26 protein-coding genes are annotated in these 24636 nt (G+C 33.0%); 14 read left to right on the top strand and 12 right to left on the bottom strand.

What is annotated here, in order from left to right; translation table 11 throughout:
• Positions 1-55 precede the first annotated feature (55 nt).
• Entirely contained in the window at positions 56-589 is a 534-nt protein-coding gene (gene msrA / locus Q7C23_RS05465) for a peptide-methionine (S)-S-oxide reductase MsrA (RefSeq protein WP_375031556.1), read from the top strand.
• A 183-nt stretch (positions 590-772) separates the two neighbouring features.
• On the top strand, positions 773-2341 hold the full coding sequence (locus Q7C23_RS05460) for a YdiU family protein (protein WP_375031555.1): 1569 nt from the start codon (positions 773-775) through the stop codon (positions 2339-2341).
• Positions 2342-2413: 72 nt separating this feature from the next.
• On the opposite strand, the gene Q7C23_RS05455 is transcribed toward Q7C23_RS05460, so the two are convergent.
• Both Q7C23_RS05455 and Q7C23_RS05450 read right to left on the bottom strand, forming a co-directional pair.
• Positions 2414-3379: a YpdA family putative bacillithiol disulfide reductase gene (locus Q7C23_RS05455; protein WP_375031554.1), complete on the bottom strand. Its 966-nt coding sequence runs from the start codon at positions 3377-3379 to the stop codon at positions 2414-2416.
• A 7-nt stretch (positions 3380-3386) separates the two neighbouring features.
• Positions 3387-3860: a CYTH domain-containing protein gene (locus tag Q7C23_RS05450; protein ID WP_375031553.1), complete on the bottom strand. Its 474-nt coding sequence runs from the start codon at positions 3858-3860 to the stop codon at positions 3387-3389.
• A 238-nt stretch (positions 3861-4098) separates the two neighbouring features.
• Between Q7C23_RS05450 and Q7C23_RS05445 the strand changes: the two genes are divergently transcribed.
• Positions 4099-4653 carry a hypothetical protein gene (locus tag Q7C23_RS05445; protein ID WP_375031552.1) on the top strand — a complete coding sequence of 185 codons (555 nt, stop codon included), beginning with the start codon at positions 4099-4101 and terminating at the stop codon, positions 4651-4653.
• Positions 4654-4742: 89 nt separating this feature from the next.
• On the opposite strand, the gene Q7C23_RS05440 is transcribed toward Q7C23_RS05445, so the two are convergent.
• The 8 genes from Q7C23_RS05440 to menD form a co-directional block, all read right to left on the bottom strand.
• Positions 4743-5789: an o-succinylbenzoate synthase gene (locus Q7C23_RS05440; protein ID WP_375031551.1), complete on the bottom strand. Its 1047-nt coding sequence runs from the start codon at positions 5787-5789 to the stop codon at positions 4743-4745.
• Between the two features lie 136 nt (positions 5790-5925).
• Positions 5926-7128: a tetratricopeptide repeat protein gene (locus Q7C23_RS05435; protein ID WP_375031806.1), complete on the bottom strand. Its 1203-nt coding sequence runs from the start codon at positions 7126-7128 to the stop codon at positions 5926-5928.
• A gap of 24 nt (positions 7129-7152) precedes the next feature.
• Positions 7153-8604, bottom strand: a complete 1452-nt coding sequence (locus Q7C23_RS05430) for a S41 family peptidase (RefSeq protein ID WP_375031550.1) — start codon at positions 8602-8604, stop codon at positions 7153-7155.
• 213 nt (positions 8605-8817) lie between these two features.
• A complete protein-coding gene (locus tag Q7C23_RS05425) occupies positions 8818-9495 on the bottom strand; it encodes a metal-dependent hydrolase (RefSeq protein WP_375031549.1) in 678 nt (225 codons plus the stop codon).
• A 30-nt stretch (positions 9496-9525) separates the two neighbouring features.
• Positions 9526-10488: a 1,4-dihydroxy-2-naphthoate octaprenyltransferase gene (gene menA / locus Q7C23_RS05420; protein WP_375031548.1), complete on the bottom strand. Its 963-nt coding sequence runs from the start codon at positions 10486-10488 to the stop codon at positions 9526-9528.
• Between the two features lie 107 nt (positions 10489-10595).
• Positions 10596-11429, bottom strand: coding sequence for a 1,4-dihydroxy-2-naphthoyl-CoA synthase (locus tag Q7C23_RS05415; RefSeq protein WP_017498510.1), 834 nt, complete (start codon positions 11427-11429; stop codon positions 10596-10598).
• A gap of 725 nt (positions 11430-12154) precedes the next feature.
• A complete protein-coding gene (locus Q7C23_RS05410; protein ID WP_375031547.1) occupies positions 12155-13012 on the bottom strand; it encodes a S1 RNA-binding domain-containing protein in 858 nt (285 codons plus the stop codon).
• Positions 13013-13138: 126 nt separating this feature from the next.
• The gene (menD, locus tag Q7C23_RS05405; protein ID WP_375031546.1) at positions 13139-14800 is read right to left on the bottom strand and encodes a 2-succinyl-5-enolpyruvyl-6-hydroxy-3-cyclohexene-1-carboxylic-acid synthase; all 1662 of its coding nucleotides are present in this window, start codon (positions 14798-14800) and stop codon (positions 13139-13141) included.
• 171 nt (positions 14801-14971) lie between these two features.
• On the opposite strand from menD, the gene Q7C23_RS05400 reads away from it, so the two are divergent.
• The 3 genes from Q7C23_RS05400 to Q7C23_RS05390 all read left to right on the top strand — a co-directional run bounded on the left by Q7C23_RS05400 (position 14972) and on the right by Q7C23_RS05390 (position 17702).
• Entirely contained in the window at positions 14972-16147 is a 1176-nt protein-coding gene (locus tag Q7C23_RS05400) for a thioredoxin family protein (RefSeq protein ID WP_375031545.1), read from the top strand.
• A 14-nt stretch (positions 16148-16161) separates the two neighbouring features.
• Positions 16162-16659: a GNAT family N-acetyltransferase gene (locus Q7C23_RS05395; protein ID WP_375031544.1), complete on the top strand. Its 498-nt coding sequence runs from the start codon at positions 16162-16164 to the stop codon at positions 16657-16659.
• Between the two features lie 227 nt (positions 16660-16886).
• The gene (locus tag Q7C23_RS05390) at positions 16887-17702 is read left to right on the top strand and encodes an alpha/beta fold hydrolase (protein ID WP_375031805.1); all 816 of its coding nucleotides are present in this window, start codon (positions 16887-16889) and stop codon (positions 17700-17702) included.
• A 186-nt stretch (positions 17703-17888) separates the two neighbouring features.
• Here Q7C23_RS05390 and Q7C23_RS05385 read toward each other — a convergent pair whose 3' ends face one another.
• Both Q7C23_RS05385 and Q7C23_RS05380 read right to left on the bottom strand, forming a co-directional pair.
• Entirely contained in the window at positions 17889-18473 is a 585-nt protein-coding gene (locus Q7C23_RS05385; RefSeq protein ID WP_375031543.1) for a glutathione peroxidase, read from the bottom strand.
• A gap of 401 nt (positions 18474-18874) precedes the next feature.
• Positions 18875-19045, bottom strand: coding sequence for a hypothetical protein (locus Q7C23_RS05380; protein ID WP_375031542.1), 171 nt, complete (start codon positions 19043-19045; stop codon positions 18875-18877).
• A gap of 333 nt (positions 19046-19378) precedes the next feature.
• On the opposite strand from Q7C23_RS05380, the gene Q7C23_RS05375 reads away from it, so the two are divergent.
• From Q7C23_RS05375 to arsB, 8 genes are all read left to right on the top strand, one after another.
• Positions 19379-19909: an RNA polymerase sigma factor gene (locus Q7C23_RS05375; protein WP_375031541.1), complete on the top strand. Its 531-nt coding sequence runs from the start codon at positions 19379-19381 to the stop codon at positions 19907-19909.
• The gene (locus Q7C23_RS05370; RefSeq protein ID WP_375031540.1) at positions 19909-20697 is read left to right on the top strand and encodes an anti-sigma factor domain-containing protein; all 789 of its coding nucleotides are present in this window, start codon (positions 19909-19911) and stop codon (positions 20695-20697) included. Before Q7C23_RS05375 ends, Q7C23_RS05370 begins: the two co-directional genes overlap by 1 nt.
• A gap of 91 nt (positions 20698-20788) precedes the next feature.
• On the top strand, positions 20789-21175 hold the full coding sequence (locus Q7C23_RS05365) for a DoxX family protein (RefSeq protein WP_375031539.1): 387 nt from the start codon (positions 20789-20791) through the stop codon (positions 21173-21175).
• A gap of 30 nt (positions 21176-21205) precedes the next feature.
• Positions 21206-21856, top strand: coding sequence for a DUF3667 domain-containing protein (locus tag Q7C23_RS05360; protein WP_375031538.1), 651 nt, complete (start codon positions 21206-21208; stop codon positions 21854-21856).
• Between the two features lie 181 nt (positions 21857-22037).
• Complete coding sequence (locus tag Q7C23_RS05355) at positions 22038-22370, top strand: ArsR/SmtB family transcription factor (RefSeq protein WP_375031537.1); 333 nt, start codon at positions 22038-22040, stop codon at positions 22368-22370.
• An 18-nt stretch (positions 22371-22388) separates the two neighbouring features.
• Entirely contained in the window at positions 22389-22862 is a 474-nt protein-coding gene (locus Q7C23_RS05350) for a DUF6428 family protein (protein ID WP_375031536.1), read from the top strand.
• A 15-nt stretch (positions 22863-22877) separates the two neighbouring features.
• The gene (locus Q7C23_RS05345) at positions 22878-23507 is read left to right on the top strand and encodes a low molecular weight phosphatase family protein (protein ID WP_375031535.1); all 630 of its coding nucleotides are present in this window, start codon (positions 22878-22880) and stop codon (positions 23505-23507) included.
• Position 23508: 1 nt separating this feature from the next.
• Complete coding sequence (gene arsB / locus Q7C23_RS05340; protein WP_375031534.1) at positions 23509-24570, top strand: ACR3 family arsenite efflux transporter; 1062 nt, start codon at positions 23509-23511, stop codon at positions 24568-24570.
• Positions 24571-24636 lie beyond the last annotated feature (66 nt).

The following is a 24636-nucleotide window of genomic DNA, read 5'->3' as shown; positions in this document are numbered from 1 at the left end:
TATCATAATATTCTATCGGATTAATAGGGCATGTAAAACTTAACAATACTATTCTATGGGAAATTTATCAGTAGCTACTTTTGGTGGTGGATGTTTTTGGTGTATTGAGGCTGTAATTCAGCGTTTAAATGGTGTAGAATCTTTAAAATCAGGTTATTCAGGAGGTTTTATTAAAAATCCTCCTTATCGTGAAGTTTGTACTGGCAGAACTGGTCACGCTGAAGTCATACAAGTTACTTTCAACCCTGACATAATTTCATATCATGACTTGATTTTTATTTTTATGACAAGTCACGATCCAACAACATTAAATCGTCAGGGTGCTGATGTAGGAACGCAATACCGTTCTGTCGTTTTATATCATGATGCAGAACAAAAAGCAATAACGGAACATGTTTTTGAAGAAGTAAAACCTTTTTATGATGATCCTATTGTAACAGAGTTGACAGCTTTTGAAGTTTTTTATGAAGCCGAAGATGATCATCAAAACTATTACAACAACAATCAGGATGCTCGTTATTGTCAAATCGTAATCGATCCGAAAGTGCAGAAATTAAAAAAAATGTATGCAGATCGATTAATTGACTAATTAAAAGTTTTGTCACAGATTAGGGGATTCCGCGGATTAATTCTAGAATGAGATTCCCGCCACGAATTCCCGAATGATTGTGCGTAAATATTTTAAATAAATTCGTGAATTCGTGGCTATTTTCAAGATAAAGCAAGATTTTAAATCTTTTTAATTAGTGGCAAAAAGAAAGAAAAAATTCAAATGAAAAATTTAAAAGTAAATAATAGATTTACAACTGAACTACCAGCAGATCCATATGAAACTAATGAAATTCGTCAGGTCAAGAATACACTGTTTTCCTATGTAAATCCAACAAAGCCTTCAAATCCAACTTTAATTCATGCCTCTGAAGAAGTAGCTGAAATGGTTGGAATAACAGCTGTTGAAATTCAATCAGAAGCATTTTTAAATGCTTTTTCAGGAAAAGAAATTCTTCCTGAAACACGTCCCTATGCTATGTGTTATGCAGGGCATCAATTTGGGAATTGGGCAGGACAACTGGGCGATGGTCGTGCAATTAATCTAACGGAAGTTGAACACAATAACACTTTCTTTACCTTGCAACTAAAAGGTGCAGGAAAAACTCCCTATTCCAGAACTGCGGATGGTTTGGCCGTTTTGCGTTCTTCACTACGGGAGTATTTATGTGCTGAAGCTATGTATTATTTAGGAGTTCCCACTACCCGATCGCTTTCTCTTATTTTATCTGGAGATCAGGTATTGCGAGATGTTTTGTACAATGGAAATCCGGCTTACGAAAAAGGAGCTATTGTTTGTCGTGTGGCGCCATCTTTCATACGTTTTGGAAGCCTTGAAATGCTTACGGCACGAAACGAACTAAAAAATCTAAGAGAGTTTGTTGAGTATACAATCAAACATTACTTTCCTGAAATTAAAGGAGAACCAAAAGAGCAATATGTACAGTTCTTTAAAACCGTTGCGGACACAACACGCAAAATGGTTGTCCATTGGCAACGTGTTGGCTTCGTACATGGTGTTATGAATACGGATAATATGTCGATTCACGGACTAACGATCGATTACGGGCCTTACGGCTGGCTGGAAAACTATGATCCAAATTGGACTCCCAATACGACGGACAGCCAAAATAGACGTTACCGATTCGGAAATCAACCTCAGGTTGCGCAATGGAATTTGTATCAATTAGCTAATGCGCTTTATCCGTTGATTAATGAAGCAGAGCCTTTAGAAAATATTCTGCAATTGTTTATTACTGATTTTGAAACAGATCATAAAATAATGTTTTTAAGTAAATTAGGATTGTTTACTACAACTGAAACTGACGGTAAGTTAATTGAAGGTTTAGAAGCAGTTTTACAATTATCAGAAACAGATATGACGATCTTTTTCAGAAATCTAAACAAGATTACAAAAACTGATTTGGCTCAAAATGCGATTGAAAAAATTCAGGATTCTTTCTATTTACCGGAAGAAATTAAAGGTGATATTTTGGATTCCTGGAAAAAATGGTTTTCTGTATACCTTCAAAGATTAAATCAGGAAGAACTGTCAGATGAATATCGTACTGAAAAAATGAATCAAATTAATCCGAAATATGTATTGCGAAATTATATGGCGCAATTAGCAATTGATGAGGCTGACAAAGGCGATTATTCTCTAATAAATGAATTATACCTATTATTACAAAAACCGTATGATGAACAACCTGAATCAGAAAAATGGTTTGCAAAACGACCTGATTGGGCACGCTCAAAAGTAGGTTGTTCTATGCTTTCTTGTAGTTCTTAATTTTTTTTGCCACAGATTAAAAGATTTCAATGATTAAATCCATTAAATCCTTCAATCTGTGGCAAACTTTTTTTATTTAGAAATAATATGATCCACAATCATATTGGCGTGAACGCGGGAGTTTTCTATAAACCATTTGTGTGTTTGCATTCCACCGCAAACTACTCCTGCCAAAAATAATCCTTCAATATTTGTTTCCATTGTTTCCGGATTGTAGGTTGGTATTTTTAATTCATCTTCAGAAAGTTGAATTCCCATTTTTTTCAGAAAAGTCAAATCTGGTTTGTATCCTGTCAAAGCTAAAACAAAATCATTTTCAATGGTTATTTTTCCGGTTGGTGTTTCAATTTCAACTTCATTCTCTCGAATTTCAGTTATATTAGATTCAAAATAAGCTTTAATGCTTCCTTCTGCAATTCGGTTTTCGATGTCTGGTTTTACCCAATATTTCACTCTGTTATTGATTTCGTTTTTACGAATAACCATTGTAACATTCGCTCCTTTTCTCCAGCATTCGAGAGCCGCATCTACAGAAGAATTATTAGCACCAACAATTAAAATATTTCTAAAAGCGTATTCATGTGCTTCTTTGTAATAATGACGCACTTTTGACAGCTCCTCGCCTTTTATGTTCATGTCAATCGGGATATCATAAAACCCTGTTGCAATTACTACACTTTTAGCTTCATATGAATTTTTATCAGAAACAATCTTAAAAATTGAGTTTTCTTCTTTTTGAACACTAATCACTCTTTCGAACAAGTGAATTGAAAAATTAAAATAGCGGTGAATATTTCGGTAGTATTCCAAAGCTTCCTGACGGCCTGGTTTTGGAGCCAGACAGTTAAAAGGAATATCTCCAATTTCTAATCTTTCAGCTGTTGAGAAGAAAGTCATGTATAATGGATAATTGAAAATACTATTTACAATCGCACCTTTTTCTATAATTAAATATCGTAAATTTTTCTTTTGAGCTTCAATTGCACAAGCCAGTCCTATGGGACCGCCTCCGACAATTATCAAATCATATTCTGCCATAGATTTACTATTTTTCCCAGGTTTTATAAGGCTTTTTGCTCAAATACGCATTGTAGTAACGTTCATCATTTGTAACTTCTTCTCCAAGCCAGTCTGGTTTCTCAAAAGACTCGGTTTCTGATTCCAGTTCAATTTCAGCCATGATCAGGCCTTCATTTTCACCGTAAAACTCATCTACTTCAAAAACATGTTTTCCTGCTTTTATTTCAAAACGTGTTTTTTCAATTTTTCCCTTTTCGCATAATTTTAGTAATTCCTGAGCTTCATCAAGCGGAATTTCGTTTTCCCATTCAAATCGGGACATACCACCTTGATGACCAATACCCTTAATAGTAAGAAAGCCTTTTTTTCCTTTAATTCTAACGCGCACAGTTCGCTCTGGAAGAGAGCTTAAATAACCTTGCGCAATTTGATTTTGAGCAAAAGCCTGTTCTTTAAAATCACTAGATTTTACAAGAAACTTTCTTTCAATTTCTATCATTTTAATAATGTAATTAATTTAATGCAAGTTACTCAATTTAATTCAGTTCTGAAATGGAGATCTCTTTCCTGCCTGATAAATCGATGTTAATATAGTATACTCAAAATCAGAACAATAACAAATAATTAACGGACCAATGCGAGGTTCTGTATTTATTTATTTGTTAAATTTGATAGGAATTTAATCTCACTCTTAAGTCCGAACGATAACTGCAATATTCAATCAAAAACTTATGATCATGGATATATCTTGTATAGTAATCCCTGTATTAGCAGGGCTAATCTTTGGAATTTTAGGTTATTTTTTAGGAAAGAAGGCGTCATCAAAATCAGAACATTCCCTTGCCTCCTCTTTGCAATCAGATTTAGATGCCTGTAAAACACATACAAAAAGTTTAACTGTAAGAATTTCATCTTTAGAAGCAGATTTAGCCGAAAAGAAAGCAAAACCACGCAAAAAGAAACCAGCTACACTCCAGATAACACCAACTTTTCTGTTTGATACCGCTCTGGCCAAAACCATTTTAGGCAAAAAAGTAAAAGAAAACGACCTAAAAATTGTAGAGGGAATTGGACCAAAAATTGAAGCTTTGTTCAATGCTGCCGGAATAACAACCTGGCATGATTTGTCTGAAACATCTACCGAAAAATTACAGGCAATTTTAGATGCCGGTGGAGAAAATTACGCTATGCACAACCCAAGTACCTGGGCAAAACAAGCACTGATGGCTTATGAAGCTAAATGGCAGGAACTCAAAGACTGGCAAGCCGGATTACGTGGTGGAAAAGAGTGAAAAATAAGTTCAGAGTTTCAGAGGAACAACGGTGTAAAGGTCTTTTTCTTCTTTCTATTTATTTTTCCCAACTCACTTTGGCTCGTTTTTTATGCTTTATCAAAAAAAGCGGAATCCCATTTTGTTGTTGTATTGTACCATAATTGACCTTTTGAAACTTCGAGTGGACAATCAAAATTGTTTGTATAAAGCGCTCCTGTGCCCAAACCTTGAGGCATTTTTGAGTCTAAGGTAAAAGTCCATTGAGCGATGGCATTAAGTCCAATATTGCTTTCTAAGGCAGATGTGATCCACCAACCAATATTGTATTTATTTGCTAAATCAATCCATTCTTGTGTCCCTCTAAAACCGCCAACAAAACTTGGCTTTAAAATAATATATTGTGGCTGGATTTTTTGCAGCAATGCTTCTTTTTCCTTTAATGAAAATACACCTATTAATTCTTCATCCAATGCAATTGGAAAAGGTGTTGTTTTGCATAATTCAGCCATAGCCAAAACGTTTCCTTTCTTTATTGGTTGTTCAATACTATGTAATTGAAATACTTTTAATTGATTTAGTTTATTTAAAGCTTCATTTAAAGCAAAAGCACCATTGGCATCAACTCTAATTTCGATTTCTTCTGCTGAAAAATGATTTCTTATAAATTGTAATAATTCGATCTCCTTTTGAAAATTTATTGCGCCAATTTTAAGCTTTATGCAATCAAAACCTTGTTCTAATTTCTCTTCAATTTGCTCTTTCATAAAAGAAGCTTCTCCCATCCAAACCAGACCGTTTATAACAATTGATTTCGAATTACGGGTAAAATCAGAAGGAAATAAAAGATATGGATTTTCACTTTTAAGGGATAAAAAAGCCATTTCAACTCCAAACTGTATCGATGGAAATTCCATTAATGCTTCCCAAAGTGTAATTTCTGCCAAATGAATATTCTGGCAGACCCAATTAAGTTTTTCTTCATAATCATCACGATCATCAGCACTTAAGCCACGCAAAATACCACATTCGCCTATTCCTTTTTTACCATTTTCTTCAAGAACAATAAACCAGGTTTCTTTTTCGGTCATAACGCCTCTAGACGTGCCAGAAGGACGTTTAAACTCGAGCATATATTTATAGTAACTTGCTTTCACGATGTGTGTTTTTTTACCATTAAGTGATATAAGAAATTTAAGTTTGACTTTATAAACATTACAACTAAAAGAAATGTAAGCAGAACCTTTAGCGCACTGTAAAATGAACTTATATCACTTATGTGGTGGAATAATTTTAATTATAAAGCTTTAATACTTTTTCGAAGTCTTTTGATGGTAATCCGACTTTTTGAAAAAGTTCAAAGTCTTTTTTTGTTTTGTCTTTCCAGCTCAAACTGTCTGTTACGTTTTGAGTTTGGTATTTTTTGTAGATCACTTTTGCTTCACTATAATCATCACTAACCAAATAAACGTGGGCTAAATTTAGTTTTACTAATAATTCAGTATCGTCTAATTTTTCCCCTTCTTTCAGGAATTTAATTGCTTTTGCATATTGTTTGGTTAATATATAGCAGTAACCAATAGAACCATAATCAATCGCTGTTGCTTTACCGTCATTAATGATGGTGTTCAATTTCTGAATTGCTTCGTTGTATTTTTGAAGCTTGATTAATGTCGAAGCCTGAACTCTTAAATCATTATAAACGTTTTTAGAGATATCAGCATCTTTATAACAAGCATTTCCAAAATCTTTATAGGCTTTGTTTTTTTCGATTGGCAAGAGTTTTTGAAACTCTGTATAGCGGTATTGTTTAATGATTTTATCTAAAATACAAACACAAAAATCATCAGAATTGGCCATTTTTTGTGCCATTGTTGATGTTTTACATAGGCTGATAATTTCGTTTTTGTTGTCCTGATTCCAGCCACGGTTTAATTTGGTGTCAACCCAAGGCACAACTTCCAAAACAATTCTTTGATTCAAAAGCCAGTTTTTACTGTGGAAACCAAACCAGATTGTACTGATATCTTGCCCTAAACAAGAAGATTTATCTAACGATAAGCGTTTTGCATCTTTGCTTATTTCGTTTACTTGTGCGTAGCAAGATTTGTCTGTTTTTCCGTCGTCGATGTATTTTTTTGCATTTTCTTCTGAAGTAAAAAGTGCATAAGTACAACTGTCGTCACCGGAAATTTTTGACATTAAAAAAACTGCTCCGGCAGACCCCTGGCTGATTCCGGTTGGATCTGGAATCGCTTTCAATACCGAAACCAGACTGTTTGCCATTTGCTGGTTTTCGTCTAAAAGTGTAATTCGGTATACGATTTCTGTGGTTCCTACAGGAAGATCTTCTGTTTTTAAAGTGATTCGGTCACGGGCAGAAACGATAATTTCTTTAGTAGTGGCGCGTTCTTTGTCCCAATAACCATCTTTTTGAGCAAAAGTGTTGTATGAAATTGTAATTAAAAGAAATAAAATTATTTTTTTGAAATTCATCATCATAATTTTTGATACAAATAATTAGTTTACGTTTAATATGTTTTCTGTAAATTTCAGCCACTCCTGATCAGGTATCGATTTATCAATATAGTAATCAGGTTGAATTCCTTTTCCATCAATTTGCATGCCTGGAATTCTTAAACTTTTTGACAGTGAGTATCCAAGCTTTAAATCTTTACACGGAAAATCAATAAAATGCATATTCGAAATATCCAGAACACCTTCTGTCGTAGTGCCAAAAAGCTTTACTTTTTTGCTTTGTTTTGCGGTCAGTAAAAATTGTTCGGTTGTACTCCCATTATTTTCATTAATAATTATCGCTACATTTTTTGGATAAACATAAATTGAATCTAGTCGATGTTCATCAACAGCTTTTTCATTAAGGTTTACGAATTTACCCATATTTGCATTTAATTTTTCTAATCCTTTTTTAGCCCAGTCCTTTTCTTCAGCTGACCAATCTGAATCTGCCATAAAACCTTGCATTCTTTTATTGTTTTGAACAGTAGACAAGAACTCAACGCCAACTGTTCTTATCGGATTTGTATATAAATACGGGATTATTTTTTGAAAAGTGGCATCAGATCCTCCGCCGTTATTTCTTAAATCAATTATTAAGTTTTCTTTGGAAAGAATCAATTTATTATTGGCAAGAAGTATACTGTCAACAACTTTCTTATTAGAATAATTGAATGAAGGAATTCTTAACAAAACACTCTTATTTGATATTTCTTTAATAAAAGGTCGTTGAGCTGTTAAGGATTCTAAATAATTTGAAATATCTGAATCCTCTTTAAAATTATTTGGAAAAACTCTTTTTAGCGAAATAAATCCAATTTTTAAAAAGTTGCTTCCAATAAGCTGAACATTGCTAAATTTTTGAGATGAAAAATCTCCCATAAAATACACAGCACTGTATGTTTTATCTAAATTTTGCTTCATCTTAAATTTTACCTGATATTGCGACCATTTAGTTCCTTTTACATCTAAAACATAACCAATAAATTCATCATTTACTTTTGCAACACCAATTGTATAAGGAGGTGAAGACCAAATTCCTTCAAATGTTGGCTGAGTATTTTTTGATGTTCTACTTTTTAATTCTTCCTCCGTTATTTGAAGTTTCTCCCAGTTTTTAGCAGGTTCAGTTTTAGTTTGTGAAGCTGTCTTATTTACGTAATCCTGATTTATTTCTAATGATAAATGGGCAGGCCTGAAAAAATGAAGCCAGTCCAAAAGGATGGTTCTGCATTCTTTAAGGTCATTTATCTTTTTGACTTTTTTAGCAAAAAGAGCACTATGATTTTGATATTCGATCAATCCTTTCTGATCAATTACATATTGAAAACCGGCATCATTTTCTTCGAAATTTTTCTTTAACCAATTAAAATTATCTTCACAGGAACATTTTTGTGCATAGGTGTTATAAGATATTACAATTAAAAGAGTAAGTGCTAATTTTTTTAAATTCATTATAACAACTTGTTTTAGGATTGATAAAGTAAGTAGATGAAGAAATTTTAAATTTAATATTATTCTGATAGCTTTTATTTCGTTTATTCAATGATCTGCAACACTCTTTTTCTTTTGAAAGGATTGCCCTAGCCCCGATAGAAGCGATATCCTTTTGTGGTGGGGTTCACCACAAAAGATATAGCGGATACCAGAACTAGCTCCTGAAAATTATTACAATTCAATAGATTCACCTATTTCCAAAAGCATTAAATCTTTTCCTTTATCGAAAAATTTACGGATTGATTCTTCATGATTGATTTCGATGTAACCAAAAGTATCAAAATGATAACCCAAAATTTTATCACATTCAAGAAAATCAGAAGCGATAATAGCATCTTCAACATCCATGGTGAAATTATTTCCGATTGGAAGAATCGCTAAATCAAGTTTAGTTCGCATCGGAATCAGTTTCATGTCCATTGTAAGTGCTGTATCTCCGGCGATGTAAATGTTTTTATGCTCGCTTTCAATTACAAAACCACCAGGATTTCCTCCGTAACTTCCGTCGGGAAAAGAACTTGAGTGAATTGCGTTTACATATTTTACTTTTCCAAAATCGAATTCCCAGCTTCCGCCATGATTCATTGGGTGTGCGTTGTGGCCTAGTTTGGCATAATAGCTTGTTATTTCTGCATTAGAAACAATAACAGCGTTTGTACGATTTGCAATAGCTTCGACATCTAAAACGTGATCACCATGCGCATGTGTAAGCAAAATGTAATCTGCTTTTAATGTATTTATATCAATTGATGCAGCCTGAGGATTTCCAGTAATAAAAGGGTCGACAATAATATGTTTTCCTCCAACTTCGATACCTAGAGAAGCGTGTCCGTAGAATGTAATTTTCATTTTTATAAAATTTAGAGTTGAACCTTGATTTTATCTTCCGCCCATGAACAGATTAACAAAAATGTCTGAAATCAATGAAATCATACAAACTGTTAATAATAAAGAAAGTAAGAATGTACTTAATGCCAGTTTTTTTAATTCTGGATCTAAAAGCTTAGCGTCTTGATTTTTATAAACGGTAATTAAATGTTTAGTTAAAGGAATATACGCCAATAAAAATAAATATTGATCGAAACGATAATCGCTTAAAATAGCAAAAACAACTACCAAAATCATTGCTGTAACGATTAACGAAAAATGATAAATTTTAGCTTTTGCACCGCCCATTTGGACTACAATAGTATTTTTTCCAGATTTTCTGTCTGATTCTTCATCACGCATATTATTGAGGTTTAAAACACCAACGCTTAATAAGCCGATAGAAATTGCAGGTAAAATTAAAAGCGGGTCTACTTCTTTTGAATATAAAAAGTTAACCCCCAAAGTACTTACTAATCCGAAGAAAATGAAAACAAAAACATCTCCAAAACCTCTATATCCGTAAGCTGAATTTCCTACTGTATAACGAATTGCTGAAACAATTGCAGCAATTCCCAACAATAAGAAGAAGATCGAATATCCAAAATTAGATTCACCAAAAGCAAAGTAAATCAATACAATTGCAGACAGCAAAGTTAGCAGTGAAGTAATTATTATGGCTTTTTTCATAGCCTGAGGCGTAATCACACCGCTCTGAATAGCACGTTGCGGCCCAACTCGATCAGCATTATCAGTACCTTTTACACCATCGCCGTAATCATTAGCAAAATTGGATAAAACCTGCAATCCCAGCGTTGTTAAAAGTGCAAAACCAAAAATTTTCCAGCTGAAAACTTCAGTTGGTGTGTTAATAGTCGCTGTTGGGTTTGATAAGGCGTATATACTTCCTACTATAATTCCGGAAACTGATAAAGGCAATGTGCGCAGTCTGGCGGCTTCAATCCAATGTTTCATTTATTTAAATTTTAGATTTTAGAGTTAAGATTTTAGAATGTTATTTCTGAATTTAAATCGCAGATTTTAAGATAAATCTATAATCTGCAATCTAAAATCTAAAATTATTATGGTAACCACTTATTTTCTCCAAAGTTTGGTTTTCTTTTTTCCAAGAATGCATTTCTTCCTTCTTTTGCTTCTTCGGTCATATAGGCTAAACGGGTCGCTTCTCCGGCAAAAACCTGCTGCCCTACCATTCCGTCGTCTGTAAGGTTCATGGCGAATTTTAGCATTTTTATAGAAGTAGGAGATTTTTGAAGAATTTCCTGTGCCCATTCGTAAGCAGTAGCTTCTAATTCATCATGAGGAATTACGGCATTTACCATTCCCATATCCATTGCTTCCTGCGCAGAATAATTTCTTCCTAAAAAGAAAATTTCACGTGCTTTTTTCTGTCCTACCATTTTTGCCAAATAAGCAGATCCATAACCACCGTCAAAACTGGTAACGTCAGCATCTGTTTGTTTGAAAATGGCATGTTCTTTACTCGCTAAAGTCATATCGCAAACCACGTGCAAACTGTGTCCGCCACCAACTGCCCAACCTGGAACAACCGCAATAACCACTTTTGGCATGAAACGAATTAAGCGCTGCACTTCAAGAATATTTAAACGATGCTGTCCATCTTCACCTACATAACCCTGGTGTCCACGAGCATTTTGATCGCCACCACTGCAAAAAGAATAAACACCATCTTTAGTTGATGGGCCTTCAGCAGAAAGTAACACTACTCCTATCGAAGTATCTTCTTGCGCATCGTAAAAAGCCTGATATAATTCTGAAGTTGTTTTTGGGCGGAAAGCATTTCTAACGTTAGGTCTATTAAATGCTATTCTTGCAACTCCATTACATTTTTTATAGGTAATATCTTCAAATTCTCTAGCAGTAATCCAATCCATTTCTATTTGTTTAGTTTTAATAATTATAGTGTAAAAATAAAGCATTTTTACATTTTTACCTACTCCAATCGGCTTAAGTCTGCGCTAAATTATCACCAGAAGATGGTAAATAGTATTTACTTACAAAAAATAACACTATTTAACATTGGATTTTGAAAATAATTAAGTAATTTTACACCCTAGAAATCAATGAGATACATTTTATTTCACTGATTTATGATTGATTTTCTTTCACTGATTTATTAACCTAAAAAATGACTTTTTTTGAGAAAAATTAAAAATTTTGTCGCTCATTTTTTTACGGTTTTTATTAGTAAACCTTTGACTAATGAGCAAATGATTTATGCGTTTGTTAAAACTTCAAGAAGGAGATAGTAACACCTAAGGTTAAATGCTAGAATTGTTTAAGTAATTAGTATAAGATTGATTACGAAAAGAGGAAAATGCTAACCAAAACATTCTATAAGTTATTTTATCAACCAAATGGACTAGCCGTGAAATTGATTTTTTGCTTTTAAAATGGACGTATTGATTGTTTAAAGACATACCAGAAGAAAGGTAACTCCTAAAATTCATAAAGTTGTTACTATTTCAATGGATTCGAATAATTTTATTTCTGTTTTTTTTTAATTACAATTTTTTTTAAAACTGAATAAAAAGAGAAAGGCTGCTTGTAATGAGCAGCCTTTCTTGTTATAATAATATTTTTAAGGTTTAAGAACGTTCTAATTTTCCTTTACCAGATAAATACCATCTTCTTTGATTTCGATCAGTTTATCTTTATATAAAGCTCCAATAGCTTTCTTAAAGGTCTTTTTACTCATTTTCAAAACCGTTTTTATATCTTCCGGATGTGAGGCGTCATTTAATCTTAAGAAACCGCGATTGGCGCGCAATTCATCTAAAATTTTCTCAGCATTTGGTTCAATACTTTGATAACCTTGCAACTGTAAAGCTACATCGATTTTATTGTCAGGACGAATATTTTTAATGTACCCCGTCATTCTGTCTCCAGTTCTGATGGCGTCATCATAAACTTCATCTTTATATAGTAAACCTTTGTGTCTCTCATTGATGATTACATTGATTCCCAATTCAGTAATATGAGAAACAATCAAATCAACTTCTTCTCCTTTTTCAACAGTAAGCTGATCGTTGGACAAAAATTGGTTCAGTTTACTTGAAGCGACCAAACGATTGGTTTTTTCATCCATATAAAGGTAAACCAGGTAACGCTTTCCTTTTTCCATTGGGCGTGCCTGCTCTTTAAACGGAACCAGAATGTCTTTTTCCATTCCCCAATCCATAAAAGCACCAACCTGATTGATGTAATTTACTCTTAGAAGTGAAAATTCATTCAATAAAATATAAGGCTCTAATGTAGTAGCAACCGGACGTTGTTCGTGGTCTAAATAAACAAAAACGATAAGCTCTTCGCCTATTTCAAATTCGTTTGGAACGTATTTATTTGGTAATAGTATATCGTGAATTCCTTCCGGATCTTTTTCAGGATTTCCTAAAAATAAACCAACTTTGGTATCGCGTAATATTGTAAGTGTATTGTATTTTCCTATTTCAATCATATTCTTTAAGGTTCTAAGTCAATAAGCGACCAAGTTTCTAAGGTGCAAATGTACGAAGTTTGAAAATGGGAAAGCGAAAAATATTTTACATAAAAAAGGCACCACTTTAATGGCGCCTTAAATCTTTTATTTTAACTCTTTAAAATATTGCTTTAAAACAACATCATTTTCTACAGTTGGTGTGAAAATCTCCAAAATGGCCGGAGTATCATCTTGTGCGTATAATTCTTGAATTTTAGTTTCTAATGATTCAATATTAGAAGCAGTCAAATAATTAAACTGATACATTTTTGCAAGATGTTCAGCTGTTAAATGATGTGAAGTTTCAAAATAAGTATTAAAAACCGGTTTTTCTTCATGTCCGGGTAAAATTCTGAAGATTCCTCCACCTCCATTATTAATCAAAATAATTTTGAAGTTTTTGGGAATATAAGCATTCCATAAAGCGTTGCTATCATACAAGAAACTAATATCGCCTGTAATAAAAACATTTGGTTTTCCGCTTCCTACTGAAGCACCAATTGCTGTAGATGTGCTGCCGTCAATTCCGCTTGTCCCTCTATTGCAAAAAACTTCTATAGACGGATTGATATGAATTAATTGTGCATATCGAATAGCCGAACTATTACTAACTTGCAATTGACTGTTTTTTGGCAGAGATTCAATAACTTTCTCAAAAACTTTGAAATCTGAAAAGGGTATTTTTTCCAGATATTGATTTCTTCTGATTTTACGAAATTTATAAATTGTACCAATTTTTTCGGCATATTTACTTCTTGTATACTCCGTTTGTGACAACAAATCCTTAAAGAAATCGTTGGGCTGCATTACAAAATGCTGTGTCAGGGCATTGAAGGTATCGTAAGCGCGTAAAGTATCAATATGCCAGTGCTCTTTTGGTTTGTGTTTACGCAAAAATCCTTTTATGCGTTTAGACACAATCATACCTCCAAAAGTTACTAAAACATCTGGGTTAAGCTCTTTAAAATCAACATCATCAAATGGCGTAATTAAAGTATCGATACTATTAATAAAATCCGGATGATGCAGGTTTGAAGTCGTTTCTGTAAGTACTACAACTGACGGGTCTTGTGCCAAATTGTCAATAATTTCCTGATCGATAACATTCGCCTCGTTAACACCAACCATAATTAATTTACGTTTGGCCGAATTCCAAATCGAAACAAAATCAGCTACATTTTCAATAGTTTTTGTTCCGATAATTTGTTCAGAATGCGTAATTTTTGGCTGAACAGAAAGTGCTGAAACAGTTTCATATAATGGTTCTTCAAAGGGTGCATTGATATGAACCGGTCCTTTTTGAAGAATGGCCGTTTCAATAGCTTTATTGATTTTTAAATCATTTTCTTCTGAAGCATCTTCGGTTAAATTAGCATTAAAAACGGAATGATTCTGAAAAACATTTTCCTGACGAATGGTTTGTCCATCGCCAATATCTATCTTACTTTGCGGGCGATCTGCAGAAATCACAACCAAAGGAATCTGGCTGTAAAATGCTTCAGCCACCGCTGGATAATAATTTAATAAGGCAGAACCAGAAGTACAAACAATGGCTGTTGGCTTTTTAATTTGCTGTGCTATTCCTAATGCAAAAAAAGCTGCACTACGTTCATCTGCGATACTGTAACAGGTAAAATTAGGATTTTGTGCAAAACCTATTGTTAAAGGTGCATTTCTTGATCCAGGAGAAATAATAATATGGGTAATTCCTTTTGCTAAACAAATTTCGATAATGCTTTGAGCAAGCGGTATTTTGGGGTAAATCATTCGTATGGCGTATTATTTTTAAAGGAAATCTAAACTTGAAGATTTCATTTGATACCACAAAGTTACAAACTTCGCATTTGATTTACTTATAAATTGGGAAGATATTAAGGCTGTTTTTAGAAAAAGGAAATATATTTGTAAAAGCATTTTTTTGATCGAAATAAACTTCCTATGCGTTTCATTTATCTTTTTTTGCTTTGTATTTCAATACAAACCGTAAAGTCACAAAATCAATTTGTTCCTGATGACACGCCTTATAAAAAAGCTTTAGAAACTGCAAAAACAGAAGGAAAACCACTTTTCATAATGCTTTACGCCGATTGGTGTCCTCATTGTAATCAGATGAAAAAAGAAGTTTTTAGCGACCCAAATGTAATGGATTTTTTAAAGGAGAATTATGTTTGTATCTGGAAAAATATTGAGAAGGAAGAAGGATTAGCGCTAAAAAAGAAGTACAACACCAAATCATTACCTACTTTTTTATTTTTAGATTCCAATGAAACTCTTTTATACGCTTTAAAAGGCGAAATGAAAACGAATGAGTTCATGACTGAGGTCAAATATGCCTTGAATTCAAGAATGCAATTGCCTTATCTGCAAAAAGAATTCCTGGCAGATCCAAGTAATTCAACCAATTTTTTTGCTTACCTAAATACTTTGAAAAAGGGAAAAGACAGAACCGATTTATCTCCTGCAACGCATACTTATCTCAATACGCAATCTGATACACAGTTGGTTAGCGAAACCAATTGGAGAATTATTGCAAATGGGGTGACCGATATCAATTCAAGAGAATTTCAATACGTTTTAAAACATCAAAAGGAATTTGCAGCTGTAGCTTCACAAAATCGTGTAGATCGTAAAATAGAAAGTATTGTAACAGAACTGCTGCGTCCGTTAGTTGACAATTTAGACACGGTAAACTATTACAAACAAAGAGAAGTTGCAAAATCAATCCGCTTACAGAAAACAGATTCTTTAGTTTTTAAATTTGATCTGACTTTGGCTGAAAGAACAGAAAAATGGCAGTTTTATAAAAAAGTAACGCTTGCAGATACTCAGAAATTAGCTTGGAACGATGCTAGTTTTTTAAAAGATATTGGACAAACGTATCTGAAACATATTAAAGATACCGAAAGTCTTAAAAAATCTATTTTATGGGTTAAACATTCTTTAGAGCTGAATGATTCTTATGATGGGAACTTGCTCGTCGCGCGACTTTACAATAAGATTAAAGACAAAAAATTAGCTTTGCAATATGCCAACGATGCCAAAGTCATTTGTACCGAAATGACCTGGAATACCAAGGAAGTAGATACTTTGTTAGCTGAACTAAACACAAAATAATATCCTATAAAACCATGAGCCTTACTCTGAGACCTGCAACAGTAAATGATTTAGAAAAAATTCTGGACATTGTAAATTTTTCTATTTTGCACACAACAGCAAATTATAATTATGATATTCAAACGCTTGAAGTGCAAACAAAATGGTTTGAGGATAAAACTGCCAAAAATCTTCCTATTGTTGTGGCTGATTTAGATGGCGAAGTAGTTGGTTTTGGAAGTTATGGGCAATTTCGTGAAAAAATTGGTTATCAATATACGGTTGAGCATTCCGTTTATGTTGTAGATAATGTGATTGGAAAAGGGATTGGATCAAAATTATTAACTGAATTAATTCGGTTAGCAAAAGAACAAGGTTATCATGTAATGATTGGTGCCATTGACGCTGATAATTCCGGAAGTATCGCTTTTCATGAAAAATTTGGATTTGTGGTCACAGGAACAATTCGTGAAGTGGGTTACAAATTTGATCACTGGTTAGATTTGGTTTTCATGCAGCTGATTCTTATCTAACTGCTAAGAACGCAAAGGTTCTTTACCTGGATTATGCTTAAAATACGTAAAAGTTCGCAAAGCTTTCTCAATAAGTACTATGCGAATCTTGCGTCAATCTTTCAAAAATAGATTTAATCAAAAATAGTGGAGACAGATTATCAATTAGAAGCGGGCTATCTTAAAGTTAGTGAAATTCATGAAATCTATTATGAGGTTTGTGGAGCTGATGCTGGAGAACCTTATTTATTTGTTCATGTGGTCCTGGCGCGGGATTTTCAGAACAAGACAAACGTTTTTTTGATTTTAAGAAACATAAAGTTATCTTTTTTGACCAAAGAGGATCTTCAAAAAGCAAACCTTTTGGTTGTATAAAAGAAAATACAACTCGAGATCTTGTTGATGATATCAATGTCCTTTTAAAACACTTAAATATACCAAAAGTGAATGTCTTCGGAGGCTCATGGGGAACAACACTAAGTCTTGTGTTTGCAATTCAAAATTCCGAAAAAGTAAAAAGTCTTTTGCTTAGAGGAATTTTTCTTGGGGACAAGAAATCAATTGATCATTATTTGAATGGCGGCGTTGAAAATGACTTTCCAAAAGAATGGAACAGATTTAAGGGGAACGTTCCAAAAGATTCGGATTTAAGCATATCAGAATACTATTTGGATCAAATGCTGAATGGAACCGCAGAAAATAGAACTTTTTATTGCTATGAATGGGTATTTTACGAGATATCTATTTTTAAAAAAGGAATTACTGAAATGGAAATTGAAACTATTATTCAGGAATTCCCGTTTGAATCTTTAGCAATTATGGAAGCCTATTATTTAAGTAATAATTGTTTTATTGAAGAAAACTATATTTTGAATAATACAAATACTCTCGATGACATCCCAGTAACTATCATTCATGGAAAACAAGATTCAATTTGCCCTGTTGAACATGCTGAAACCTTACACAATAAACTTAAAAGATCTATTGTATACCTTGAAGATGCTGGGCATTCAGATACTGAACCTGCTATTGAAAAAAGAATTATTGAGGTTTTGAAGAAATAAATTAAATGGAAATCAGTACTTCTTTTGAAAACAAGTCCCCTAGCACTGATGGGAACAGCGTCCTTTTGTGTCTGCCGCAGCGGACACAAAAGATACAGTGGACAGCAGGAATCAGCTCCTAAAAAAAATCCACAAACCTGAATTTAAATTCAAATTTGTGGATTTTTTGGTTTAGATTATTTTGAATTAACTTTTAATCCAATTAATCACTTCTGGCTCTGTTACTAATGTTTTTGGTTTAATTACTTTAACCAATTCTCCTTTTTCATCTATTAGGTATTTTTGGAAATTCCATTCAACTTCAGAATCCTGTAAACCGTTTTTAGATTTTTGCGTTAAGAATTTATATACCTCACACATATCATCTCCTTTTACAGAAACTTTATCCATCATAGGAAAAGTTACACCGTAATTTTGTTGACAGAAGGTTTGAATTTCTTCATTGGTGCCGGGTTCCTGAGATGCAAAATTATTTGCCGGAAAACCTACAATTACAAAACCTTTATCTTTATATTCTTTGTAAACGGCTTCAAGATCTTTGTATTGAGGTGTTAATCCACATTTTGAAGCGGTATTTACAATCATGATTTTTTTTCCTTTTAAAGAAGCGAAATCAAAAGTGTTTCCTGATAAATCTTCCACTTTAAATTGATAGATGGTTTGTTTTCCCATGACTTTTTCTGTTTTAGATTTATTGATACTTGTTTGAGCCTGAAGTTGTGCCGCCATCAAAAAGACTGCACTACAAACTAAAAATGCTATTTTGTTCATCGTTTAATTTTTTATAAAATTAGTTAAAATCTATTTGACGGAAAGGTTTTGATTGCTTTATTTTCTATTAAACATAAGTTAAATAAAAAAACGAAGCCTAACGTTAATCACTCGTTAGGCTTCTCCCCATACAAACAAATCAAACCATGAATTAATATTTTCTTTAATCTTATAAATAAGAAATTGGTGCTATCCTGAATTCTTATATTATAATTACTTTATCTTCTAATTATAGTTGATGCCTCCCGGTTATAGTGAAAATTATTTAAACCTTAATTTATTTTCCCAGTTGATCTTTCTAGTGGCGTGTATAAGGAAAATTTTAAATTCGTTTAATTTGGAAAATACAGTTTGCGAATAATTTTCGGGTTGGAAGTCCGGGGACACCAACTATTATATTTTTATACTTTATGAGTAATTTGAATAAAATCGTTTTGACAAACTGTACTATTTAAAGTTGAATGATGGAGCCTGACAATTCCTTTTCGAGAGTTTTTGGAATCAAAATTGGCCAATGCCAAAACAGAAGTCAGTGCTACAATTAAAATTTTTAATTTATTCAGATTTTTCATAGTATTAAATTTTATTTGTTAGATTTTATTTTTTAATCTTTTATGCTAAAACTAAATTTTACTATCACTTAAATAATTATCATTCAAAGTGTTTTTGGCTATTTTGCTATTTTCAAAAATTATTCTTATATGTTATAATAGCATATACGAGATTAGATTGCTTTTGGTTTTAAAAAAATGAAAAAAAAGTGATATTTTTTTTCATCGCCTTGTTTTACTAGGGTTTAGACTGTTAAAAAAATTAAAATATTAACAAAAAAATGAATTATCTTTATCTCAAGGAATGAAAAAAAGTATTAAAACTTTATTTAAAAACTTAAAAACCTTAAATCTATGAGTCAAGAAGAATTATTAGTTTTGATCTACAAGAAAGACGAAAGAGCTTTTACCCACTTGTATGATATGTATTCCAAAAGTTTGTATTCGGTGATTCACGTTTTGATAAAAAACAGAGAAGAAGCTGAAGATGTTTTGCAGGAAGTTTTTGTCAAAATCTGGAAAAATATCGATTCGTATAACGAAAGTAAAGGCCGTTTTTATACCTGGATCCTTAATATTGCCCGTAATACCTCAATAGATAAATTAAGATCAAAAAATTATAATAATAGCCAAAAAAACCTTTCCTCAGATAATTTCGTAAATCTGTTAGACGACAGTAACAAACTACTTAATAAAATTGATACCATTGGAATTCAGGAATTCGTCAAAAAACTGAAACCAAAATGTATTGAAATTATCGATTTGTTATTTTTTAAAGGATATACCCAACAAGAAGCTTCAGAAGAATTGGCATTGCCGCTGGGAACAATCAAAACGCAAAACAGAAACTGTATTAATGATTTACGTAATTATTTGAAAATATAATGGAAGCACAAGAATATATAGACTCAGGAATTCTGGAATTATACGTTTATGGTTTATTGAGTGAAACTGAAAATTTAGAAATAGCCGAAATGGCTAAAAAGAGCCCCGAAGTAGAGCAGGAAATTATTTCGATAGAAAAAGCTATTGTGGCTTTATCATCAAGCTTCTCGCCTTTTCATTCGGTAGCGAATTTCGAAAAGATAAAAGCTCGTTTAGAACTGAAACATGGCAAAGTAGTCGAAATGAAACCGGCTTCGAAATGGTCTCAATATGTGGGCTGGGCCGCGGCAGTTTTATTGCTTTTAGGACTTGGTTATCAAACTTTAGAGTTGACAAAAACCAAAGATGCTATTGCAACTGTTGGCAGTGAAAAAACGAAAATTGAAAGAGAGTTTGCCTACTTAGATCAACAAAATAAAGAAACAGAGAAGAGTTTAACTATCGTTAGAGATATCAAAAATACAGGCGTGACACTTGGTGGTCAAGCTGTTTCTCCAACATCGTTTGCTAAAGTGTACTGGAACAAAGACACCAAAACTACTTATATAGATGCTGCAGGTTTACCAAAACCTCCAAAAGGAATGGTTTACCAGGTTTGGGCTTTAAAACTAAGTCCGGTGCTTACACCAACAAGCATTGGTTTATTGAGCGATTTTGAAGGAAATTCAAATAAAATATTCGCTGTAGATCGTACCAACGAAGCTGAAGCCTTTGGAATTACGCTTGAGCCAGCTGGAGGAAGCTTAACACCAACAATGACCCAATTGTATACTTTAGGAAAAGTGTAAAATATCAAGGTCGCTTAAAACTCAAAACGCATATTAATTTATTTAATGTGCGTTTTTTTATTATTTTTAATTCAACTAACAAAAACAAATCATGAACGGAACTTTACTATTACGAATTGCTGTAGCCATTATTCTTCTCACCCACTCCGTTTTCGGAATGTTTAATAACGGTATTAATGATTTTGGAAATTTATATTTAAATCAAATTGGTTTTGCCCCTTTTGGCGTTTTTCTGGCCTGGTCCATTAAATTATCACATGTGGTGGCAGCGCTACTTTTAATCCTGAATAAATATATAAAACTGGCGGGATTTGTAACAATTTTTGTTTTACTAATGGGAATTATTTTAGTTCATTTTCAAGACGGCTGGTTTGTAGTTGGCGGAGGAAGAAATGGTGTTGAATACAATTTTTTATTAATTGTAGTGCTATTAGCTATTATGTTTCCTAATGGTTTTAAAAAGAATGCAATTGAATAATTTGAAATAAAAATTATAAAGAAAATTAGAATGGAAATAATCTGCAAAAACTGTAATAAGATTTTTAAAGGCCACTACTGTAACAACTGTGGACAGACGGCCGAAACACATAAGATTAATGCTCATTTTTTATGGCATGATATCCAACATGGTCTATTGCATTTTGACGAAGGAATTCCATATTCTTTAAAACAATTATTTACAAGGCCAGGACATTCAATCAGAGAATTTATCGAAGGGAAACGGGTGAAACATTTTAAGCCTTTGTCGTTAGTTGCTGTTCTTGGGGCTTTATACGGATTTTTATGTCATTATTACGAAATCAATATATTTGCAAATTCCAATGATGATGGTATAGATTTGAGTGATTACAACGAATGGATGGCAGCACATTTTTCATGGGTAACCATTGCTACTATACCAATTTATACTATTGGAACCTTTATAGTATTCAGGAAACAAGGTTATAATTTTTTTGAATTTTTTGTTCTCAATACTTTCAAAGCTTCACAAAGACTCTTTGTACAAATTTTGACATTTCCTGTGCTATTATATTTAAGTAGTAAAAATCATGTTGAGAAGTTTTCAACGATGACTTATATAATTGGAGTCATTTTGACATTTTGGACTAACATTCAATTTTTTAATAACATGTCAAAAACAAAAGCATTCTTTTTTTGACGATACTAAGTCATATTATATTTTTAACCTGTTTCTTACTACTTGTAGCTCTAGTTCTGGTATTGTCGGGAAAAATGCCTGATTAAGCCTGGGTTAGATTCTTATAAAAAAAGAAAATAATACGTTATTTTCTTTTTTTATAAAAATATATATCGTAATATTGCAATATAAATATAAACCAATGGGAGCATCTAAATCAGATCACTTTACTGATCATCAAAACGAATTGGCTACTTTAACAAAAGCTTTAGGCCATCCGGCACGAATTGCTATTATTGAATATTTGCTTAAAGTAAATACTTGTATCTGCGGAGATATAGTCAACGAATTACCGCTTTCACAACCTACAGTTTCTCAGCATTTAAAGGAATTAAAGAATGCCGGATTAATTAAAGGAAATATTGATGGAAACGCCATTTGTTATTGTATTAATGAAGCAGGTTTTGAAAAAATAAAAGGCTTTTTTGAAACTATCGCGCTTCATATTGAGAAAAATAAAAAGGAATGTTGTTAATTGTTAAATCAAATTATTATGAAACTTTCAGAGATTAAAAAATTGCTTACTACTGTTGAAACAGTAAATTTTCAATTGCCAAACGGAAGCTTTGTTCCGGAACATTTTCACGTTACCGAAGTAGGTTTAATTACCAAAAACTTTATTGATTGCGGTGGAAGCGTTAGAAAAGAAACGGTTGTGAATTTCCAACTGTGGGATGCCAATGATTTTGAACACCGTTTAAAACCACAAAAACTAATTCATATTATTGAACTTTCTGAAAAAGTTCTTGGAATAGAAGATTTTGAAATTGAAGTGGAATATCAGGACACCACCATTGGTAAGTATGATTTGGATTTCAACGGAAAAGATTTTGAATTAATCAACAAAAAAACAGCTTGCTTAGCGCAGGAACAATGTGGAATTCCATCAGAAAAATCAAAATTTAAACTTAAAGAGTTAAATGCTGATACTGCCAATTCTTGTACACCTGGTGGCGGATGCTGCTAATTAATTCTTTAAAAAATGTCAAATTCAAATACCTTATTTCCCGAATTAAATAAAATTGTTTCTTTATTTGATTTTGAAAATATTACAGCAGATCGCAAACAAACATTACAACCTCTGATTGATTTTATACAGTCAAAAGTTAACGGAAATCTTGAGATCAGATTAAATTTTATTTGTACCCATAACTCGAGACGTAGTCACTTATCTCAGGTTTGGGCACAAACGGCGGCCTATTATTTTGATGTAAAAAATGTTTTTTGCTATTCTGGCGGAACAGAAGCAACAGCATTATTCCCAAAAGTTGCAGAAACCCTAAAAAAATCAGGGTTTCTTATTGAATTACTTTCTGAAGGAAAAAATCCTGTTTATGCAATAAAATTTGCAGCAGCACAGCCTCCTGTAATCGGATTTTCGAAAGCATATGATCATGTTTTTAATCCCGAAGATGATTTTGCAGCTATTATGACCTGCTCACAAGCTGATGAAGGCTGCCCGTTTATTACAGGAGCAGAGAAACGTATTCCGGTTACTTTTGAGGATCCAAAAGCTTTTGATAACACACCCCAACAAACTGAAAAGTATCAGGAACGAAGCTTGCAAATCGCGACCGAAATGTTTTATGTTTTTTCTGAAATAAAAAAATAATATGTCAGTAAATCATTGTGCTCCTGTTGCAGAACGAAAAAAACTTGGATTTCTTGATCGTTTCTTAACGCTCTGGATTTTCCTTGCCATGGCAACAGGTATTTCTATTGGGTATTTTATTCCATCAAGCGGGCGTATAATTAATTCTTTCTCCAGTGGAACAACAAATATTCCGCTTGCTATTGGCCTTATATTGATGATGTATCCGCCATTAGCAAAAGTGAAGTATGAACAAATGGGAAGCGTTTTTAAAAACACAAAAGTATTAGGCGCCTCTTTGTTCTTAAACTGGATTGTTGGCCCTATTTTGATGTTTGTTTTAGCGTTGTTATTTTTAAAGGAATATCCTGATTACATGATGGGGCTAATTTTAATTGGATTAGCCCGTTGTATTGCCATGGTTGTTGTTTGGAATGATCTGGCCGATGGAAACAGGGAATACGCCGCCGGGTTAATTGCTTTAAATAGTATTTTTCAGGTTTTGCTTTATAGTCTTTATGCTTATCTTTTTATTACCATATTGCCACCTTATTTTGGTTATACTGGTTTTGAGATCGACATCAGTATTAAGCAAATTGCGGAAAGTGTCGGAATCTATTTGGGGATTCCTTTCGCCCTGGGAATTGTTAGCCGTTATGTTCTTATAAAATTAAAAGGCGAAGAGTGGTTTCAACATAAATACATTCCCATCATCTCACCTGTTACTTTGATTGCGTTGCTTTTTACAATTGTACTTATGTTTAGCCTGAAAGGTGAACTGATTGTTCAGATTCCCATGGATGTTATACGTATTGCAATTCCTCTGGTACTTTACTTTGTCGTGATGTTTCTAATAAGTTTCTTTATTGGAAAATATTTTGGAGCTGATTATTCAAAAAGCACCGCAATTGCTTTTACGGCCACCGGCAATAATTTTGAACTTGCAATCGCGGTAGCCATTGGGGTATTCGGCATAAATAGCGGTCAGGCCTTTGCAGGTGTTATTGGCCCCTTAGTAGAGGTTCCTGCTTTAATAGCTTTAGTAAATGTTGCTTTTTGGTTTAGAAAAAAACATTTCTCTTAAACATTCAAAGGTTATCTTTTATCAAGCCAAAATAAGCTTAGCAAAAATTAATTCATAAAAAAAGGT

Source organism: Flavobacterium sp. LAR06, assembly GCF_041946075.1.
In the GTDB taxonomy this organism is placed as follows: domain Bacteria; phylum Bacteroidota; class Bacteroidia; order Flavobacteriales; family Flavobacteriaceae; genus Flavobacterium.
The sequence above is the reverse complement of the archived record's forward strand: the minus strand, read 5'-3'. Positions and strand labels throughout refer to the sequence as shown.

What these genes read in the sequence shown, in the direction of transcription:
- msrA (WP_375031556.1), top strand. Translation starts at nt 56, where the DNA reads ATGGGAAATTTATCAGTAGCTACTTTTGGTGGTGGATGTTTTTGGTGT.
- Q7C23_RS05460 (WP_375031555.1), top strand. Translation starts at nt 773, where the DNA reads ATGAAAAATTTAAAAGTAAATAATAGATTTACAACTGAACTACCAGCA.
- Q7C23_RS05455 (WP_375031554.1), bottom strand. Translation starts at nt 3,379, where the DNA reads ATGGCAGAATATGATTTGATAATTGTCGGAGGCGGTCCCATAGGACTG.
- Q7C23_RS05450 (WP_375031553.1), bottom strand. Translation starts at nt 3,860, where the DNA reads ATGATAGAAATTGAAAGAAAGTTTCTTGTAAAATCTAGTGATTTTAAA.
- Q7C23_RS05445 (WP_375031552.1), top strand. Translation starts at nt 4,099, where the DNA reads ATGGATATATCTTGTATAGTAATCCCTGTATTAGCAGGGCTAATCTTT.
- Q7C23_RS05435 (WP_375031806.1), bottom strand. Translation starts at nt 7,128, where the DNA reads ATGAATTTCAAAAAAATAATTTTATTTCTTTTAATTACAATTTCATAC.
- Q7C23_RS05430 (WP_375031550.1), bottom strand. Translation starts at nt 8,604, where the DNA reads ATGAATTTAAAAAAATTAGCACTTACTCTTTTAATTGTAATATCTTAT.
- Q7C23_RS05425 (WP_375031549.1), bottom strand. Translation starts at nt 9,495, where the DNA reads ATGAAAATTACATTCTACGGACACGCTTCTCTAGGTATCGAAGTTGGA.
- menA (WP_375031548.1), bottom strand. Translation starts at nt 10,488, where the DNA reads ATGAAACATTGGATTGAAGCCGCCAGACTGCGCACATTGCCTTTATCA.
- Q7C23_RS05415 (WP_017498510.1), bottom strand. Translation starts at nt 11,429, where the DNA reads ATGGATTGGATTACTGCTAGAGAATTTGAAGATATTACCTATAAAAAA.
- Q7C23_RS05410 (WP_375031547.1), bottom strand. Translation starts at nt 13,012, where the DNA reads ATGATTGAAATAGGAAAATACAATACACTTACAATATTACGCGATACC.
- menD (WP_375031546.1), bottom strand. Translation starts at nt 14,800, where the DNA reads ATGATTTACCCCAAAATACCGCTTGCTCAAAGCATTATCGAAATTTGT.
- Q7C23_RS05400 (WP_375031545.1), top strand. Translation starts at nt 14,972, where the DNA reads ATGCGTTTCATTTATCTTTTTTTGCTTTGTATTTCAATACAAACCGTA.
- Q7C23_RS05395 (WP_375031544.1), top strand. Translation starts at nt 16,162, where the DNA reads ATGAGCCTTACTCTGAGACCTGCAACAGTAAATGATTTAGAAAAAATT.
- Q7C23_RS05385 (WP_375031543.1), bottom strand. Translation starts at nt 18,473, where the DNA reads ATGAACAAAATAGCATTTTTAGTTTGTAGTGCAGTCTTTTTGATGGCG.
- Q7C23_RS05380 (WP_375031542.1), bottom strand. Translation starts at nt 19,045, where the DNA reads ATGAAAAATCTGAATAAATTAAAAATTTTAATTGTAGCACTGACTTCT.
- Q7C23_RS05375 (WP_375031541.1), top strand. Translation starts at nt 19,379, where the DNA reads ATGAGTCAAGAAGAATTATTAGTTTTGATCTACAAGAAAGACGAAAGA.
- Q7C23_RS05370 (WP_375031540.1), top strand. Translation starts at nt 19,909, where the DNA reads ATGGAAGCACAAGAATATATAGACTCAGGAATTCTGGAATTATACGTT.
- Q7C23_RS05365 (WP_375031539.1), top strand. Translation starts at nt 20,789, where the DNA reads ATGAACGGAACTTTACTATTACGAATTGCTGTAGCCATTATTCTTCTC.
- Q7C23_RS05360 (WP_375031538.1), top strand. Translation starts at nt 21,206, where the DNA reads ATGGAAATAATCTGCAAAAACTGTAATAAGATTTTTAAAGGCCACTAC.
- Q7C23_RS05355 (WP_375031537.1), top strand. Translation starts at nt 22,038, where the DNA reads ATGGGAGCATCTAAATCAGATCACTTTACTGATCATCAAAACGAATTG.
- Q7C23_RS05350 (WP_375031536.1), top strand. Translation starts at nt 22,389, where the DNA reads ATGAAACTTTCAGAGATTAAAAAATTGCTTACTACTGTTGAAACAGTA.
- Q7C23_RS05345 (WP_375031535.1), top strand. Translation starts at nt 22,878, where the DNA reads ATGTCAAATTCAAATACCTTATTTCCCGAATTAAATAAAATTGTTTCT.
- arsB (WP_375031534.1), top strand. Translation starts at nt 23,509, where the DNA reads ATGTCAGTAAATCATTGTGCTCCTGTTGCAGAACGAAAAAAACTTGGA.